Source organism: Streptomyces sp. BK208 (assembly GCF_004364245.1).
GTDB lineage: Bacteria > Actinomycetota > Actinomycetes > Streptomycetales > Streptomycetaceae > Streptomyces.
The window spans coordinates 466,609-482,907 of record NZ_SOAV01000005.1 but is presented as its reverse complement, the minus strand read 5'-3'; the positions used below and the strand labels follow the sequence as shown (position 1 = coordinate 482,907).

Genomic DNA, 16,299 nt, shown 5'->3' with positions numbered 1-16,299 from the left:
CCGCTCCAATTGTTCCACGGCCCGGACGGCGATGGACGACGGCAGACGTTGACGGGCGCCTTATCCGCGGCCGGAGGTACTGTCAAGAGGGTCCCGCACCCCCCGACAAAACGCCCACCGCGGCAAACGCCCACCCCGACAAACGCTCAGCACGACGGACCGAACGAAACGGAGAGCACGCGTGACGCGCAGCGTGTACGTGACCGGTATCGACCGCGGCGACGGCCGCCAGGTCGTCGAGCTGGGGGTGATGGAGCTCCTGACCCGGCAGGTCGACCGGGTCGGCGTCTTCCGTCCTCTGGTCCACGACGGGCCCGACCGGCTCTTCGAGCTGCTGCGCGCCCGCTACCGGCTCTCGCAGGACCCGGCGACGCTCTACGGCATGGACTACCAGGAGGCCTCCCTGCTCCAGGCCGAGCAGGGCGTGGACGAGCTGGTCTCCGCGCTGGTCGACAAGTTCCACCTGGTGGCGCGGGACTACGACGTCGTCCTCGTCCTCGGCACCGACTACGCCGACACCCAGTTCCCGGACGAGCTGTCGCTGAACGCGCGGCTGGCCAACGAGTTCGGTGCGTCGGTCCTGCCCGTGGTCGGGGGCCGCAGGCAGAGTGCCGAGTCGGTGCTGGCCGAGACGCACAACGCCTTCCGCGCCTACGACGGCCTGGGCTGCGACGTCCTCGCCATGGTGACCAACCGGGTCGCGCGCGAGGACCGGGACGAGATCGCCGAGCGGCTCGCGCACCGGCTGCCGGTGCCGTGCTGGGTGGTGCCGGACGAGCCCGCCCTGTCCGCGCCGACGGTCTCGCAGATCGCGCACGCCCTGGGCGCCGAGATCGTCCTCGGCGACGACTCCGGGCTGGCCCGTGACGCGCTGGACTTCGTCTTCGGCGGGGCCATGCTCCCCAACCTGCTGGCCGCGCTGACCCCGGGCTGCCTGGTCATCACGCCCGGCGACCGTGCCGACCTGGTGATCGGCACGCTGGCCGCGCACAGCGCCGGGACCCCGCCGATAGCGGGTGTGCTGCTGACCCTGGACGAGGTGCCGGGCGAGGGCATCCTCAAGCTCGCCGACCGGCTGGCCCCCGGCACGCCGGTGCTCTCGGTGACCGGCAACAGCTTCCCCACCGCCGAGCGCCTGTTCTCCCTGGAGGGCAAGCTGGGCGCGGCCACCCCGCGCAAGGCGGAGACGGCCCTCGGCCTCTTCGAGCGGTACGTGGACACCGCCGAGCTGAACCGGCGCGTCTCGGCGCCCAGCAGCGACCGTGTCACGCCGATGATGTTCGAGCACAAGCTCCTCGAACAGGCCCGCTCCGACCTGCGCCGGGTGGTCCTGCCGGAGGGCACCGAGGAGCGGGTGCTGCACGCCGCGGAGGTGCTGCTGCGCCGCGGCGTGTGCGAGCTGACACTGCTGGGCCCGGCCGAGCAGATCCGCAAGAAGGCCGCCGACCTGGGCATCGACCTCGCCGGCGCCGAGCTGATCGATCCGGCGGCGAGCGAGCTGCGCGACACCTTCGCGGAGAAGTACGCCGCCCTGCGCGCCCACAAGGGCGTGACCGTGGAACTGGCGTACGACGTGGTCAGCGACGTGAACTACTTCGGCACGCTGATGGTGCAGGAGGGGTTCGCCGACGGCATGGTCTCGGGGTCCGTGCACTCCACGGCGGCGACCATCCGGCCCGCCTTCGAGATCATCAAGACCAAGCCGGACGCGGCCATCGTCTCCTCGGTCTTCTTCATGTGCCTGGCCGACAAGGTGCTGGTCTACGGCGACTGCGCGGTCAACCCGGACCCGGACGCGGAGCAGCTCGCCGACATCGCGACCCAGTCGGCGGCGACGGCGGCGCGCTTCGGCGTGGAGCCGCGGATCGCGATGCTGTCGTACTCGACCGGCACCTCCGGCACCGGCGCGGACGTCGACAAGGTGCGCGAGGCGACCGAGCTGGTCCGCTCGCGCCGCCCGGACCTCAGCATCGAGGGGCCGATCCAGTACGACGCGGCGGTCGAACCGTCGGTGGCCGCCACCAAGCTGCCCGGCTCGGCGGTCGCCGGGCAGGCCAGCGTGCTGATCTTCCCCGACCTGAACACCGGCAACAACACCTACAAGGCGGTGCAGCGCTCGGCGGGTGCCATCGCGGTGGGCCCGGTGCTCCAGGGTCTGCGCAAGCCGGTCAACGACCTGTCCCGGGGCGCGCTCGTGCAGGACATCGTCAACACCGTCGCCATCACGGCGATCCAGGCCCAGCAGTCCCCCAGCGAAAAGGCGTCCGACCTGTGAGCGGCACCCGTGTCCTCGTCCTGAACTCCGGCTCCTCGTCGGTGAAGTACCAGCTGATCGACATGCGCGACGGGGAACGCCTCGCCGTGGGCCTCGTCGAACGGATCGGCGAGGCGTCCTCGCGTCTGAAGCACACCCCGGCCGGCGGCGAGAGCCGCGAGTGGGACGGGGCCGTGCCCGATCACGAGGCGGCGCTGAAGGCCGTGGCGGCCGAGCTGGCCAAGGACGGCCTCGGCCTGGACTCCGCCGAGCTGGCCGCCATCGGTCACCGGGTGGTGCACGGCGGGAAGCACTTCACCGAGCCGACGGTGATCGACGACACCGTGCTCGCCGAGATCGAGCGGCTCATCCCGGTCGCCCCGCTGCACAACCCGGCCAACCTCACCGGCATCCGCACCGCGCAGGCGCTGCGCCCGGACCTGCCGCAGGTCGCCGTGTTCGACACCGCCTTCCACACGACGATGCCGGAGTCCGCGGCCCGCTACGCGATCGACGTCGAGACCGCCGACGCGCACCGCATCCGGCGCTACGGCTTCCACGGCACCTCGCACGCGTACGTCTCCCGCGAGACCGCCCGGCTGCTGGGCCGGGCGCCCGAGGACGTCAACGTGATCGTGCTGCACCTGGGCAACGGGGCGTCCGCCTCGGCGGTGCGGGGCGGCCGGTGCGTGGACACCTCCATGGGGCTGACGCCTTTGGAGGGACTCGTGATGGGTACGCGCTCGGGAGACATGGACCCGGCCGTCATCTTCCATTTGATGCGCGTTGGTGAAATGTCCGCCGACGAGATCGACACTCTCCTCAACAAGAGGAGCGGTCTGATCGGACTGTGCGGCGACAACGACATGCGGGAGATCCGCCGCCGTGTCGACTCCGGTGACGAGCGGGCGCGGCTGGCCTTCGACATCTACATTCACCGGCTCAAGAAGTACATCGGCGCCTATTACGCCGTTCTCGGGCGGGTGGACGCCGTGGCGTTCACGGCCGGGGTCGGGGAGAACTCGGCGCCGGTGCGCGAGGCGGCCGTGGCGGGACTGGAAGGGCTCGGCCTGGCCGTCGACGGCGGGCTGAACGCCGTACGCGGCGACGCGGCCCGGCTGATCTCGCCCGCGGACGCGCGGGTGGCGGTGGCGGTGGTGCCCACGGACGAGGAAATGGAGATCGCCGCGCAGAGTTACGCACTGGTAATTGATTCAGAGAATCCCGATCTCACCTGAGCGGCATCCCGCCCTTTTGTATTTTCCGCCAGACGGAATATTCCGCGCCGAAACAAACCGATAGGATGGCCCCCATGCGCCGTTCCAAAATCGTCTGTACTCTCGGCCCCGCGGTCGACTCCCACGAGCAGCTCGTCTCGCTGATCGAAGCCGGCATGAACGTGGCCCGCTTCAACTTCAGCCACGGCACCCACGCCGAGCACCAGGGTCGTTACGACCGGGTGCGGGCCGCCGCCAAGGAGACCGGCCGGGCCATCGGTGTCCTCGCCGACCTGCAGGGCCCGAAGATCCGCCTGGAGACCTTCGCGGAGGGCCCCGTCGAGCTGGTGCGCGGTGACGAGTTCACCATCACCACCGAGGACGTCCCGGGCGACAGGACGATCTGCGGCACGACGTACAAGGGCCTGCCCGGTGACGTCGGCAAGGGCGACCAGGTGCTCATCAACGACGGCAACGTCGAGCTGAAGGTCACCGAGGTCGAGGGCCCCCGGGTGAAGACGATCGTCATCGAGGGCGGCGTCATCTCCGACCACAAGGGCATCAACCTGCCCGGCGCGGCGGTCAACGTCCCCGCGCTGAGCGAGAAGGACGTCGAGGACCTGCGGTTCGCGCTGCGGATGGGCTGCGACCTGGTCGCCCTCTCCTTCGTCCGGGACGCCAAGGACGTGGCCGACGTCCACCGCGTGATGGACGAGGAGGGCCGCCGCGTCCCCGTCGTCGCCAAGGTGGAGAAGCCGCAGGCGGTGGAGAACATGGAGGACGTCGTCGCGGCCTTCGACGCCGTCATGGTCGCCCGCGGCGACCTGGCCGTCGAGTACCCGCTCGAGAAGGTCCCCATGGTGCAGAAGCGCCTGATCGAGCTGTGCCGGCGCAACGCCAAGCCGGTGATCGTGGCGACCCAGATGATGGAGTCGATGATCACCAACTCCCGTCCGACCCGCGCCGAGGCCTCCGACGTGGCCAACGCGATCCTGGACGGCGCCGACGCGGTCATGCTGTCGGCGGAGTCGAGCGTGGGCGCGTACCCGATCGAGACCGTCAAGACGATGTCGAAGATCGTCACGGCGGCCGAGCAGGAGCTGCTGTCCAAGGGCCTGCAGCCGCTGGTGCCGGGCAAGAAGCCGCGCACGCAGGGCGGTTCGGTGGCCCGTGCCGCCGCCGAGATCGCCGACTTCCTGGGCGGCAAGGGCCTGGTGGCCTTCACCCAGTCCGGCGACACCGCCCGCAGGCTCTCCCGCTACCGCGCGGCCCAGCCGATCCTGGCCTTCACCACCGACGAGTCGACCCGCAACCAGCTGGCGCTCAGCTGGGGCGTGGAGCCGCACGTGGTGCCGTTCGTGAACTCCACCGACGAGATGGTGGACCTGGTGGACCAGGAGACGGCCCGCCTCGGCCGGTTCAACGACGGCGACATCGTCGTGATCACCGCCGGTTCGCCTCCCGGCGTGCCCGGCACCACCAACATGGTGCGGGTGCTCCACCTGGGCGAGACCCGGCGCCACTGACCCCACCTGCCCCGCGGGGCCGGTGCACAACGCCCGAGGGCGCCCCCTGTGTCGCAGGGGGCGCCCTCGGGCGTTGTGCGGCTCCCGGCCGGGCGCGCCCGGCCGGGGACGGAGGCGTCAGTCGGTCGTGTACTGGTGCAGCCCCGGGATGTGGAGCGTGCCGCCGAACTGTCCGGCCTGGACGACCGTCACCTTGGTGAAGTAGATCAGCGGGATGTCCAGCGGCGGCGGGTTCTCCGGGTCGAAGGTGATCGGGATCAGCCCGAGCAGGTTGCCCGAGATGCTCTCGGTGTACATCACCGTCTCGCCGTCGCGGATCGTGGACGTGGAGCCCTCGGCCGCCTGCACGTGGTACGTCTTGCCGGCCTGCTTGTCCTTCACCGTCTGGTGCAGGTCGCCGATGTCGGTGCCGCTGGATATGACGTACTTCAGCACCTTCTTGGTGGTGCCGTTGGCCGTCTTCACCTCGACGACGCCCTTGTAGGAGGCGCCCTTCAGCAGCAGCGAACTGGCGTTGAGGTACCAGGGGTCGTCGGGCAGCGGCACCTTGTTGTCGACGCCGCCCTCGTCGTCGGTGGCGACCGGGCAGTCCTCCGTGCCCTTGCCGGCCTCGTCGGCGCTCTCGGAGGCGCTGGGGCCGGGCGTGGCGGTGGCCTCGTCCGTCGCCTTCGCGGCGTCCTCCTCGGCCTTCTCGGCCGCCTTCCTGGCCGCCTCGGCCGCCTTGTCCACCGTCTCGCCGGTGTCCTCGGCCGCCTTCGACGCCGCGTCGGTCGCACCCTCGACGGTGTCCTCGACGGTGCCGGTGACCTTGTCGGCCGTGTCCTTCACCGCGCCGGCCGCGTCGTCCGCGCCCTCGGACGCCGAGGGGGTCGGCGTCGGGCTCGGGCTGTCCTCGGCCTTCTTGCCGCCGGTGAAGATGCCCTCGATGGCGTCGCCGAGGCCGTCCAGCAACCCGCCCTTCTCCTCGGACTCGGAGGGGGACGGAGTCGCGGTCGAGCCGGAAGGCTCCTGGCTCTGCGAGGCGGAGGGGCTCGGGGCGGGGGCGTCCTGCTCGTCCTTGGCGCCCTTGTCGTCGGAACCTGAATCCGGCGAAGAGGAGTCGTCCTGGTCCGTGCCGGCGTCCTCGCCCGCGTCCCCGGTGGTGGCCGAGGGGTCGGGCTCCTTCGCGTCGTCCTTGGCCTCGTCGTCCTTGCCGGCCTCGTCGCTCGCCGAAGGCGAGGGGGTGGGCGACTCGGACGGGTCCTTCTCGGCGTCCTCCAGGGCCGCCACGCAGTCCTTGTACTCGTCGGCCGTCAGGCTGTTGGAGGGCGGCGCCGCGTCGTTGCCGTCGGCGAGGGCCAGCGTCGGCGTGAACCCCATCCCCATGAGGACGGCCGTGGGCATCGCCGCGATGGCTATCGCCTTGCCGGCCGGCATGTGGAACCTGGTGAACAACGGCTTCTTGGGTGCCGCGTGGCGCGGCCCGGTTCTCACACGGGACGACTCCACGTCAGTCCCGCGGGTCACCTCGTCAGCCGGCACTGTGCCTCCCGTTCGCCCCGTTGGCCGGGCTCGTTCCTGACAGATCGTGCGCTCCCGGAGCCATGAAGGCCTGGGAGGGCTTCCCGTCGTCCATCCCGCCGCGCGGCCCCGGCACCGTGGGGTCGGCCGCGTGCTTCCCGGACCCCGGGAAGCCGGGGAACGCGGTGTCGTCGGCCGCGGCGCGGGGGACCACGCCCTGGGGCGCGTCGTCCGCCCCCTTGCCCTCCAGCGGCGGCTCGGTCCGCGGCGGTTCGCCCGGCACCCACGAGACCGCCATGGCCCCGCCGACCAGCGCGAGCAGGAAGCCGATGAGGAAGCCGCCGAGGTTGGACACGGGGATGGACACCAGCGCCAGCAGGATCGCCGCGACGCCCGCGAACACCCGGACGTGCTTCTGGAACCACAGGCTGATGCCCAGGACGACCAGCAGCACGCCGATGATCAGGGACCCGGCGCCCGCGGTGGTGGACATCGCCAGCGTCAGGTGACCGATCTGGAGGTTCGCGTACGGGAAGTAGGCGATGGGGAGTCCGCCGAGCGCGACGAACAGGCCGGCCCAGAACGGCCGCGCGCCTCGCCAGGCGCGGAACTGCAGCCTGCGGCGGGTGAACTGGCCGGCGGCGGCAGGAGTCTCGGCGCTCATGGAAAACAGCTCCCTGGTACGGCTTTGCTGTGGTGGAGATGTGGGCCGGGCGTGAAGGCGCGGCCGGAGAGGGGACGGGCGGGGGCGCCGTCGGCTCCCCCGCCCGTCAAGGAGTGCTTAGTAGCACTCCTTGACACCCTTGGACAGCGACATCTTCAGACCGCTGAGCTTGAAGGTTCCGGCAGTGGTGGCCCACGCCGTCTGCTTCACGTTCTTCAGCGTGGCCGAGTCGGCCTGCTGCGAGAACCCGTACGGGTTGGTGGTGTCGCCCTTCTTGATGCCGGGACCCTTGTCGGCGTCCTTGGCGGCCACACCGATGTCGATGCCGCGGAACGTGGCATCGGCCGAGAGGTCCTCGACGTCGATGTACAGGTTGTCGGCCTCGACCGGCCTGTCGCCGCCGCCCGCCTTCAGCATGAGGCTGACGGAGCCGATCAGCGGGATGTCCGGGGTGACCACGGACTGGCACATGTTCTGGATCGACGCGGACTTGAACGCCGAGACCGCGACGGGGTGAGCCGTCTTCTCGCCCTTCAGCGTGTAACCCGAGTCGATCGCGCCGTACTGCATAAAGCCGGTGCCGTCGAGCTGGTCAGCCGTCACCTTGAACGACTGGCCCGACACGCTGAACGACGCGGCGAGAGCGCCCTGCGCGAGCGCGACGCCTATCGCAGCCGTGGCGGCCACGCTGGGCACCATCACCACGGCGAACCGCTTCCATCTGGTCCCGCCACGCACCTGGGACTCCATATTTCCTCCTTCTCGGACGTACATCTCCTGGCCTCGGCCGGCCGCCGGTTCGGCGGCCCGGTCTGGCAGGGATGGGAGAAGTGCTACGTCCTCGGGAAGGAGAGCGCCCGCACTCGGCGGCACGTACAACGCGCCCGAATAACCGGCGATCACCCCCGAGCGACAACCACTGGTCGCGCCTGACACGCATCACGCACAACCCTGCTGGACAGGCTTCGCCCGATGGAGCGAAGACCCCCCTGCCCAAAGGCCGGCATCACTGCCGCCGGCCCTGCTCGGTGGGGACCCAGGAACCCCCGCGACCCGACCGGATGTCGGGGTACGGGAATGGACCGAGCGTCGCCGATCGTGGTGCATTCTCGCCGTCGGCACAAGGGGGTTCGTTACTCGCTAGTAGCGCCCGCGCGATCGGGGGACGACCCACCGAACGCGAACGGCGACGCTGGGTATGCCACTCGTGCGGAACAAAACTGTTGATCGATGGACAGAGTCCGACAGATCGGCGGCGTGGACTTACTGGAAGTAACAGCGGCCGCGATTACCAAGTTTTGGTAAAGCGCGGCCGCAGTGACGCCTCTGAGACAGCTCCTTCACACGTGCCACACGTCGGTGGTGTTTGAAGGGTCGACCGGTACGCCGACTTGGAACGCCGGCTAGAACAGGGCGCGGGCGAGCGCCCGGCGCGCCGCGGTCACCCGCGGGTCATCGGCGCCGACCACCTCGAACAGCTCCAGGAGCCGCAGTCGCACGGCGTCCCGGTCGTCGCCCGCCGTGACGCGGACCGTGTCGATGAGACGCCCGAAGGCGTCCTCCACGTGACCGCCCACCAGGTCCAGGTCGGCGGCGGCGATCTGCGCCCGGGCGTCGCCCGGGTTGTCGGCCGCCTCCTGACGGACCTTCTGCGGATCGGCGGTCTGCACCCGCTGGAGCAACTCAGCCTGGGCCAGACCCAGTTTGGCCTCAGTGTTGCCCGGCTCCTCGGCCAGCACGTTCTTGTACGCCTGGACGGCACCGCCCAGGTCGCCCGCGTCCAGCGCCCGCACGGCGGCCTCGAGCGCCGCGTCGTGCGGCCCGGCCGGGCGCTCGGGGGCGGCGGCCTGCGCGGCACCCGGCTCGGCCTCCGGGTCGACGACGAGGCCGGTCAGCCCGAAGCGCTCCTCGCCGACCTGCACCAGCTGGTCCAGGGTCTGGCGGATCTGCGCCTCGCCCGCGGCCCCCTGGAAGAGGGGCAGCGCCTGACCGGCGACGACCGCGAAGACGGCCGGGATGCCCTGGACGCCGAACTGCTGCATCAGCATCTGGTTGGCGTCGACGTCGATCTTGGCGAGGAGGAAGCGCCCGTTGTACTCGACGGCGAGCCGCTCCAGGACCGGGCTCAACTGCTTGCAGGGCTCGCACCACTCGGCCCAGAAGTCGATGACGACCGGGACCTCGGTGGACCGCTGCAGGACGTCGCTCTCGAAGCCCGCCTCGTCGACGTCGATGACGAGGTCGGCCGGGGAGACGGCGCCCGCGCCCCCGTGGCGGGCCGCCTCGGCGCGCGCCTGCTCCGCCTTCGCCTTGGCCTCCTGGGCCTGCTTCACCGCGGCGAGGTCGACGACCCCGCTCATGGACATGTTCCGTGGCTGCATGGGTCTATCCTCCCCCGTACGGCGCGCGCGTGTGAAAAGCGGGTCGAAAGCCCGCCCGGATGTGTGCTGTTCGGCGTGTGTGCTGTTCGGCGCCGGGTCCCCACCCCACGCCCGTGGTCGTCGCTGGGCGCGGACGGTCCCGCGCTTTCGCTACGCGTCGTAGCGTAATACCAGGAGGGCTCCTCGCGACACCCCGCCCCGGTGATCTGTCTCACGACGGACCGCGTGTTACCCGCCGGTTAGGGTCGGGACATGCAGAGCAGCAGCCCCGCCGGCCGTGCCGGACGCCCGCGCAGTGCCGCGGCGGACACCGCGATCCTGGCCGCGACGCGGGCCGCCCTGGTCGACCTCGGCTGGTCGAAGCTCACCCTGGGAGACGTCGCCACCCGGGCCGGGGTTGCCAAGACGACGCTCTACCGCCGCTGGGCGGGCAAGAACGAACTGGTCGTGGACGCGGTGGCGGAGCTCTTCGACGAGCTGGAGCTGCCCGACCGCGGCTCGCTCGCCGCCGACATCGAGGGCGTGGTGCTCCAGTTCGCGGCGATCCTGGCCCGTCCGGAGGCAAGGAGCGGCCTGATGGCGGTGGTCGCGGAGTCCACCCGCGACGAGGCACTGCGCGAGCGCATCCGCACCTCGATCGTCGAGCGCCAGAAGCGCATGGTGCTGGAGGGCCGGGCGCGGGCCCAGGCCCGGGGGGAGCTGCCGCCGGAGCCGGACCCCACGGAGGCGGCCCGCACCGCGGACCTGATCTTCGACATGGTCGCGGGGGCGGTGGTGCACCGCACCCTGGTCAGCGCGGAGGTCGCGAACGGGGACTGGGTGCGGAGCTTCACCCAGGTCCTGCTGTGGGGGCTCACCTCCCGGCCGGCCGAGTCGGCCGAGGGTGACGGGTGACGGGTGACGTCCCGGCCGGCCGAGTCGGCCGACGGGGGCGGGTGACCTCTCGGCCGGCCGAGTCGGGTGGCGGGCGCCAGGCCCGGGGGTCCAGGGGGCGGAGCCCTAGAACCCCGCCGGCTCCGTGTACACCCCCCACTCGTCGCGGAGCACTCCGCAGATCTCCCCGAGCGTCGCCTCCGCGCGCACCGCGTCCAGCATCGGCTCGATCATGTTGCCGCCGGAGCGGGCCGCGGCCAGCATGGCGTCCAGGGCGCCGCGTACGGCCGCGTCGTCACGGGCGGCCCTGCGCTCGCCCAGGACCCGCACCTGCTCGCGCTCGACCTCGTGGCTGACCCGCAGGATCTCCAGGTCACCGGTGACGGAGCCGGTGTGGACGTTGACGCCGACCACCTTCTTGTCGTCCTTCTCCAGAGCCTGCTGGTAGCGGAAGGCGGACTCGGCGATCTCCCCGGTGAACCAGCCGTCCTCGATACCGCGCAGGAGGCCGGAGGTGATCGGGCCGACGGGGTGCTGCCCGTCCGGGTGGGCGCGCTGCCCGCGCTCCTTGATCTGGTCGAAGATCTTCTCGGCGTCGGCCTCGATGCGGTCCGTCAGCTGCTCGATGAACCAGGAACCGCCCAGCGGGTCTGCGACGTTGGCGACGCCGGTCTCCTCCATCAGCACCTGCTGGGTGCGCAGCGCGATCTCCGCGGCCTGCTCGCTGGGCAGGGCGAGGGTCTCGTCGAGCGCGTTGGTGTGCAGGGAGTTGGTGCCGCCGAGCACCGCGGCGAGCGCCTCCACGGCCGTACGGACCACGTTGTTGTACGGCTGCTGGGCGGTCAGCGACACCCCGGCGGTCTGGGTGTGGAAGCGCAGCCACTGCGCCTTGTCGGTCTTCGCGCCGTACACGTCGCGCATCCAGCGGGCCCAGATGCGCCGGGCCGCGCGGAACTTGGCGATCTCCTCGAAGAAGTCGAGGTGCGCGTCGAAGAAGAAGGAGAGGCCGGGCGCGAAGACGTCCACGTCCAGGCCGCGGGACAGACCCAGCTCCACGTACCCGAAGCCGTCGGCGAGCGTGTACGCCAGCTCCTGCGCGGCCGTCGCCCCGGCCTCGCGGATGTGGTAGCCGGAGACGGAGAGCGGCTTGTAGGCGGGGATGCCGGCCGCGCAGTACTCCATGAGGTCGCCGATGAGCCGCAGGTGGGGCTCGGGCTGGAAGAGCCACTCCTTCTGGGCGATGTACTCCTTGAAGATGTCGGTCTGCAGCGTGCCGTTCAGCACGGACGCGTCGACGCCCTGGCGTTCGGCTGCGACCAGGTACATGCAGAACACGGGCACGGCGGGCCCGCTGATCGTCATGGAGGTCGTCACGTCGCCGAGCGGGATGTCCTTGAAGAGGACCTCCATGTCGGCGGCCGAGTCGATGGCCACCCCGCAGTGCCCGACCTCGCCCAGCGAGCGCGGGTCGTCGGAGTCGCGGCCCATCAGGGTCGGCATGTCGAAGGCGACGGAGAGCCCGCCGCCGCCGTTGCGGAGGATCATCTTGTAGCGCTCGTTGGTCTGCTCGGCATTGCCGAACCCGGCGAACTGCCGGATGGTCCACGTACGCCCTCGGTACCCGGTCGGATGCAGGCCGCGGGTGAAGGGGTACTCGCCCGGCCAGCCGATCCGCTCGAAGCCCTCGTACTCGTCCCCCGGCCGGGGCCCGTACACCGGCTCCACGGGGTCTCCGGAGAGCGTGGTGAAGTCCGCGTCGCGCTTGCGCGCCGCGTCGTACCGGGCCTGCCAGCGAAGGCGGCCCTCTTCTATGGCGTGAGCGTCCATACCCACGAATTTACTAGGACGTCCAAGTAAATGTCGATGGGCTACCGCCGTACGGGTGTACGCACGGCGGCGGGACGGCTCCCGAGCCGGCCGGTTACGCCTTGACGGCGGCGGGCGCCTCGGTCGCGGCGACCTTGGCGTCCAGCTCGCGGCTGATGCGTCGCTCCACGAAGAAGGCCGCCGTCGGAACGGTCCCGGCGAGCAGCACCCACAGCTGCTTCTTCACCGGCCATTTCGCCTTGGAGCCCAGATCGAAGGCGAAGACGAGGTAGATCACGTACAGCCAGCCGTGGGCGATGCTGACGACCTGGGTGTAGTCGGCGGCGCCGTCCATGTCCAGGGCGTACTTGGCGATCATGCCAAGGCACAGCGCGATCAGCAGCACACCGGTGACGTACGCCATGACCCGGTAGCGGGTCAGCACGCTCTTTTTCATGGCTCCGAGCGTAGCCGTCCGTTTCGCGCGATCTTCGACCGGGTCGGGCGACTCGCCGGGTTGCGCGGCCCGCCCGTCCGCCCCGGCTCAGTCCTCCTTGAAGTCGCCCGCGGCGACCCGCAGCGGCCTGAGCATGGCGAAGATCTCGCCGCACTCCTCGGCGTCGTACGCGCTCAGGCCGAAGTCCATCGCCATCAGCTCGCGGGTGGCCGCCTCGACGACCTCGCGGCCCTTGTCGGTGATGGTGGCCAGCGTGCCGCGGCCGTCGTTCGGGTTGGGGCGCTTGGCCACCAGGCCGGACCGCACCAGCCGGTCGACGGTGTTCGTCACGGAGGTGGGGTGCACCATGAGGCGCTCGCCGATCTTGGACATCGGCAGCTCCCCCGACTTGGAGAAGGTGAGCAGCACCAGCGCCTCGTACCGCGCGAACGTCAGCCCGTACGGCTTGACCACGGCGTCGAGCTCGGCGAGCAGGATCTGCTGGGCCCGCATGACGGAGGTGATCGCCGCCATGGAGGGCACAGCGCCCCAGCGCTGCCTCCAGAGTTCGTCGGCTCGGGCGATGGGATCGAAGGAGAGACTGAGGGGCTTCGGCACGGCAACAGACCTTACCGGCCGGTCATATGCCGGTCAGCCCCGTCTCGCCTTTCGATACCACCGCCCCGCCCGGCGGCTCATCCGGCCAGGTGCCGCTCGACGGTGTCGACCTTCGACGTGAGGCCGTCCGTCACGCCGGGGCGGATGTCCGCCTTCAGGACCAGGGAGACCCGCGGCGCGCGCGCCTCGACGGCGGCGACGGCCCGCCGGACGACGTCCATGACCTCGTCCCACTCGCCCTCGACCGAGGTGAACATGGCGTCGGTGCGGTTCGGCAGCCCCGACTCGCGGACCACCCGGACCGCGTCGGCGACGTACTCCCCCACGTCCTCGCCGACGCCGAGCGGTGTCACGGAGAAGGCGACGATCATGCGTTGACGATCCCTTCCTGGCGGGCGCGGGTGGCGATGACCGCGTTCTCGGCCTCGCGCTTGAGCTTGCGCTCGGCGAAGAAGCCGCCGGTGGGCAGCACCGAGAGGACGAAGTAGAGGGCGGCCGTCTTCAGCGGCCACTTGGCGCGGTTCCAGGCGTCCGCCCAGAAGATCACGTACAGCACGAAGAGGACACCGTGGATCATGCCCATCGCCGGCACCGCGTTGAAGTCGGTGGTCCGCTTCAGCACGGAGCAGACGAGCAGGAGGAGGAACGAGATCGCCTCGGGGGCCGAGACCAGGCGGAGTCGGCGGAGGGCGCTGGCGGTCTTGAGGTCCACGGGTCACCTTCGGAAGGGAGAGAGTCGCTGACGGCGCGGGCGGCGTGCGCTCCGCCTTGTGAACGGAAGCACAATCGTGCGCCCATTGTGGCAAACGGTGCCCCCAGGGGTGGACTCAGGGTCGTTCTCCACCCATGGGCCCTGTTCCGTCCACCCGTGGCGGGGCTACTTTCACAACGTGGCGATGTTCCGACTTCAAGGCAGCAAGGTGCTCGCCGTCGACATGACCCGAGACGCCGTGAAGGCGAAGAACGGCTCGATGGTCGCGTACGACGGGGAGATGACCTTCAAGAAGCTGAGCGGTGGCGGTGAGGGCATCCGGGGCATGGTGACCCGGCGGCTCACCGGCGAGCAGATGACGGTGATGGAGGTGAGGGGGCAGGGGACCTGCTGGTTCGCGGACCGGGCCTCGGAGATCACCCTGGTGGAGCTCCGGGGCGACAAGCTGTACGTCGAGTCGAGCAACTTCCTGGCGGCCGACGCCGGGCTGCGCACCGGTACCAGCTTCACGGGCACGCGCGGCGCGTCGCAGGGCAACGGTCTGTTCACCACGACCGTCGAGGGGCACGGACAGGTCGCGATCATGTCGGACGGCCCCGCGGTGGTGCTCCGGGTCAGCGCGCAGTACCCCCTGACCGTCGACCCGGGGGCGTACGTCGCGCACCAGGGGAACCTGCGGCAGTCCTTCCAGTCGGGTGTGACCTTCCGCACCCTCTTCGGTGAGGGCGGCGGGGAGGCCTTCCAGATCCGCTTCGAGGGCGACGGACTGGTGTACGTGCAGCCGAGCGAGCGGAACACGATCGCGGGGGATGTGTGAGATGGCCTTCGAGGAGATCAATTCCAAGATGGTCCGGGCGACCGTCGCGCCGGGGCAGCGGCTGTTCAGCCAGCGCGGGGCGATGCTCGCCTACCAGGGCGAGGTGTCCTTCACCCCGAACCTGCGGGGCGGACAGGGCGGGATCGTGTCGATGATCGGCCGCCGGGTGGCGAACGAGGACACGCCGCTGATGACCGTCGAGGGCAGCGGCACCGTGTTCTTCGGGCACGGCGGCCACCACGTCCAGGTGATCAGCCTCGCCGGCGACACCCTGTACGTGGAGGCGGACCGCCTCCTCGCCTTCGAGGGCACCCTGGAGCAGAGCACCGTGTTCCTGGGCTCGCAGGGCGGGGTCATGGGCATGGTGCGGGGCCAGGTGAGCGGGCAGGGGCTGTTCACCACGTCCCTCAAGGGCCACGGCTCGGTGGCGGTGATGGCCCACGGCGGCGTCTTCGAGGTGCCCGTCACCCCGCAGCGGCCGGTGCGCGTCGACCCGCAGGCCTATGTCGCCCACTACGGCGACGTGCGCAACAAGCTGTCCACCGCCGTGGGCTGGCGGGACATGGTGGGACGCGGCTCCGGCGAGGCGTTCCAGCTGGAGCTGAGCGGCAGCGGCACGGTGTTCGTCCAGGCCTCGGAGGAGAAGCTGTGAGCACGGTCCACCACGACCCGGCGACGCTGCCGGCCGACGACAACGTCAACGCGTACACCTTCTGCGTGGAGCTCAAGGGCAGCCAGTGGTTCCTGCAGAAGGGGAAGATGATCGCCTACTACGGGACGATCGACTTCAACGGGATCGGGCACGGCCGGCTGGACCGTCTGATGCGTACCTCGTTCCATTCGCCTCTGCACGCGAGCGACTGGGTCGTGGCGGAGGGCTCGGGCAAGATGCTCCTCGCCGACCGGGCCTTCGACGTGAATTCGTACGACCTCGAAGACGGCAACCTGACCATTCGCTCGGGCAACTTGCTCGCTTTTCAGCCAAGCCTCGCACTCAAGCAGTCGATCGTGCCGGGCTTTCTGACACTGATCGGAACCGGAAAGTTCGTGGCCGCGTCGAACGGTCCGGTGGTGTTCATGGAACCGCCGATCCGGGTCGACCCCCAGGCCCTGGTCGGCTGGGCGGACTGCCCGTCCCCGTGCCACCACTACGACCATGGGTACATGACCGGCCTCCTGGGCGGTCTACGTGCGATGACGGGGCTCGGCGGGGCCTCCGGGGAGGAGCACCAGTTCGAGTTCGTGGGCGCGGGGACGGTGCTGCTGCAGTCCAGCGAGGCACTGATGCCCGAGCAGGACACGGGGGCTCCTCCGCAGCAGGCGGGGGTGCCCGGCGGCGGGGCTCCCGGAGCGCCGGCGGGCCGCTCCGGGGTACCGGGGCTTCCCGGACAGCTGGGGGACCTCCAACGCCGCTTCGGGCTGTGAGCGGTAACCTGCGGAGTGTGACATCGAACGCGTGCGCACCGTCACCGTCACGGCAAACCCCTCACTAGTT

16 protein-coding genes are annotated in these 16,299 nt (G+C 70.5%); 7 read left to right on the top strand and 9 right to left on the bottom strand.

Going from position 1 to position 16,299, the window contains the following annotated elements; all coding sequences use genetic code 11:
* Positions 1-181 precede the first annotated feature (181 nt).
* The 3 genes from pta (at position 182) to pyk (ending at position 4,997) form a co-directional block, all read left to right on the top strand.
* Positions 182-2,275, top strand: coding sequence for a phosphate acetyltransferase (gene pta, locus EV562_RS15855; protein ID WP_133887430.1), 2,094 nt, complete (start codon positions 182-184; stop codon positions 2,273-2,275).
* On the top strand, positions 2,272-3,492 hold the full coding sequence (locus EV562_RS15850) for an acetate kinase (protein ID WP_133887429.1): 1,221 nt from the start codon (positions 2,272-2,274) through the stop codon (positions 3,490-3,492). The genes pta and EV562_RS15850 overlap by 4 nt, the downstream gene beginning before the upstream one ends.
* A 74-nt stretch (positions 3,493-3,566) precedes the next feature.
* Positions 3,567-4,997, top strand: coding sequence for a pyruvate kinase (pyk, locus tag EV562_RS15845; protein WP_133887428.1), 1,431 nt, complete (start codon positions 3,567-3,569; stop codon positions 4,995-4,997).
* 117 nt (positions 4,998-5,114) lie between these two features.
* On the opposite strand, the gene EV562_RS15840 is transcribed toward pyk, so the two are convergent.
* The 4 genes from EV562_RS15840 to EV562_RS15820 form a co-directional block, all read right to left on the bottom strand.
* Positions 5,115-6,518 (bottom strand): hypothetical protein, encoded by a 1,404-nt coding sequence (locus tag EV562_RS15840; protein WP_166661811.1) that lies wholly within the window; start codon positions 6,516-6,518, stop codon positions 5,115-5,117.
* Positions 6,508-7,161 (bottom strand): DUF6114 domain-containing protein, encoded by a 654-nt coding sequence (locus tag EV562_RS15835; RefSeq protein ID WP_133887426.1) that lies wholly within the window; start codon positions 7,159-7,161, stop codon positions 6,508-6,510. Before EV562_RS15835 ends, EV562_RS15840 begins: the two co-directional genes overlap by 11 nt.
* 117 nt (positions 7,162-7,278) lie before the next feature.
* On the bottom strand, positions 7,279-7,911 hold the full coding sequence (locus EV562_RS15830; RefSeq protein ID WP_133887425.1) for a DUF6230 family protein: 633 nt from the start codon (positions 7,909-7,911) through the stop codon (positions 7,279-7,281).
* A 653-nt stretch (positions 7,912-8,564) separates the two neighbouring features.
* Positions 8,565-9,542 carry a tetratricopeptide repeat protein gene (locus EV562_RS15820; protein ID WP_166661810.1) on the bottom strand — a complete coding sequence of 326 codons (978 nt, stop codon included), beginning with the start codon at positions 9,540-9,542 and terminating at the stop codon, positions 8,565-8,567.
* 252 nt (positions 9,543-9,794) lie between these two features.
* Between EV562_RS15820 and EV562_RS15815 the strand changes: the two genes are divergently transcribed.
* Positions 9,795-10,436, top strand: a complete 642-nt coding sequence (locus tag EV562_RS15815) for a TetR/AcrR family transcriptional regulator (RefSeq protein WP_133887424.1) — start codon at positions 9,795-9,797, stop codon at positions 10,434-10,436.
* Between the two features lie 105 nt (positions 10,437-10,541).
* Here the strand turns inward: EV562_RS15815 and EV562_RS15810 are convergent, their stop codons facing one another.
* From EV562_RS15810 to EV562_RS15790, 5 genes are all read right to left on the bottom strand, one after another.
* On the bottom strand, positions 10,542-12,242 hold the full coding sequence (locus EV562_RS15810; protein ID WP_133887423.1) for a methylmalonyl-CoA mutase family protein: 1,701 nt from the start codon (positions 12,240-12,242) through the stop codon (positions 10,542-10,544).
* A 94-nt stretch (positions 12,243-12,336) separates the two neighbouring features.
* Positions 12,337-12,678 carry a DUF3817 domain-containing protein gene (locus EV562_RS15805; RefSeq protein WP_166661809.1) on the bottom strand — a complete coding sequence of 114 codons (342 nt, stop codon included), beginning with the start codon at positions 12,676-12,678 and terminating at the stop codon, positions 12,337-12,339.
* Positions 12,679-12,765: 87 nt separating this feature from the next.
* Positions 12,766-13,275 carry a MarR family transcriptional regulator gene (locus EV562_RS15800; protein WP_133887422.1) on the bottom strand — a complete coding sequence of 170 codons (510 nt, stop codon included), beginning with the start codon at positions 13,273-13,275 and terminating at the stop codon, positions 12,766-12,768.
* 77 nt (positions 13,276-13,352) lie between these two features.
* The gene (locus EV562_RS15795; protein WP_053137231.1) at positions 13,353-13,646 is read right to left on the bottom strand and encodes an MTH1187 family thiamine-binding protein; all 294 of its coding nucleotides are present in this window, start codon (positions 13,644-13,646) and stop codon (positions 13,353-13,355) included.
* Positions 13,643-13,987, bottom strand: coding sequence for a DUF3817 domain-containing protein (locus EV562_RS15790; protein ID WP_133887421.1), 345 nt, complete (start codon positions 13,985-13,987; stop codon positions 13,643-13,645). The genes EV562_RS15795 and EV562_RS15790 overlap by 4 nt, the downstream gene beginning before the upstream one ends.
* Before the next feature lie 184 nt (positions 13,988-14,171).
* On the opposite strand from EV562_RS15790, the gene EV562_RS15785 reads away from it, so the two are divergent.
* Genes EV562_RS15785 through EV562_RS15775 form a run of 3 tightly spaced genes read left to right on the top strand, consistent with a single transcriptional unit; the run spans position 14,172 to position 16,229 of the window.
* Complete coding sequence (locus EV562_RS15785) at positions 14,172-14,804, top strand: AIM24 family protein (protein ID WP_133887420.1); 633 nt, start codon at positions 14,172-14,174, stop codon at positions 14,802-14,804.
* Position 14,805: 1 nt separating this feature from the next.
* A complete protein-coding gene (locus EV562_RS15780) occupies positions 14,806-15,456 on the top strand; it encodes an AIM24 family protein (RefSeq protein WP_133887482.1) in 651 nt (216 codons plus the stop codon).
* The gene (locus EV562_RS15775; protein WP_133887419.1) at positions 15,453-16,229 is read left to right on the top strand and encodes an AIM24 family protein; all 777 of its coding nucleotides are present in this window, start codon (positions 15,453-15,455) and stop codon (positions 16,227-16,229) included. Before EV562_RS15780 ends, EV562_RS15775 begins: the two co-directional genes overlap by 4 nt.
* Positions 16,230-16,299: the final 70 nt, after the last annotated feature.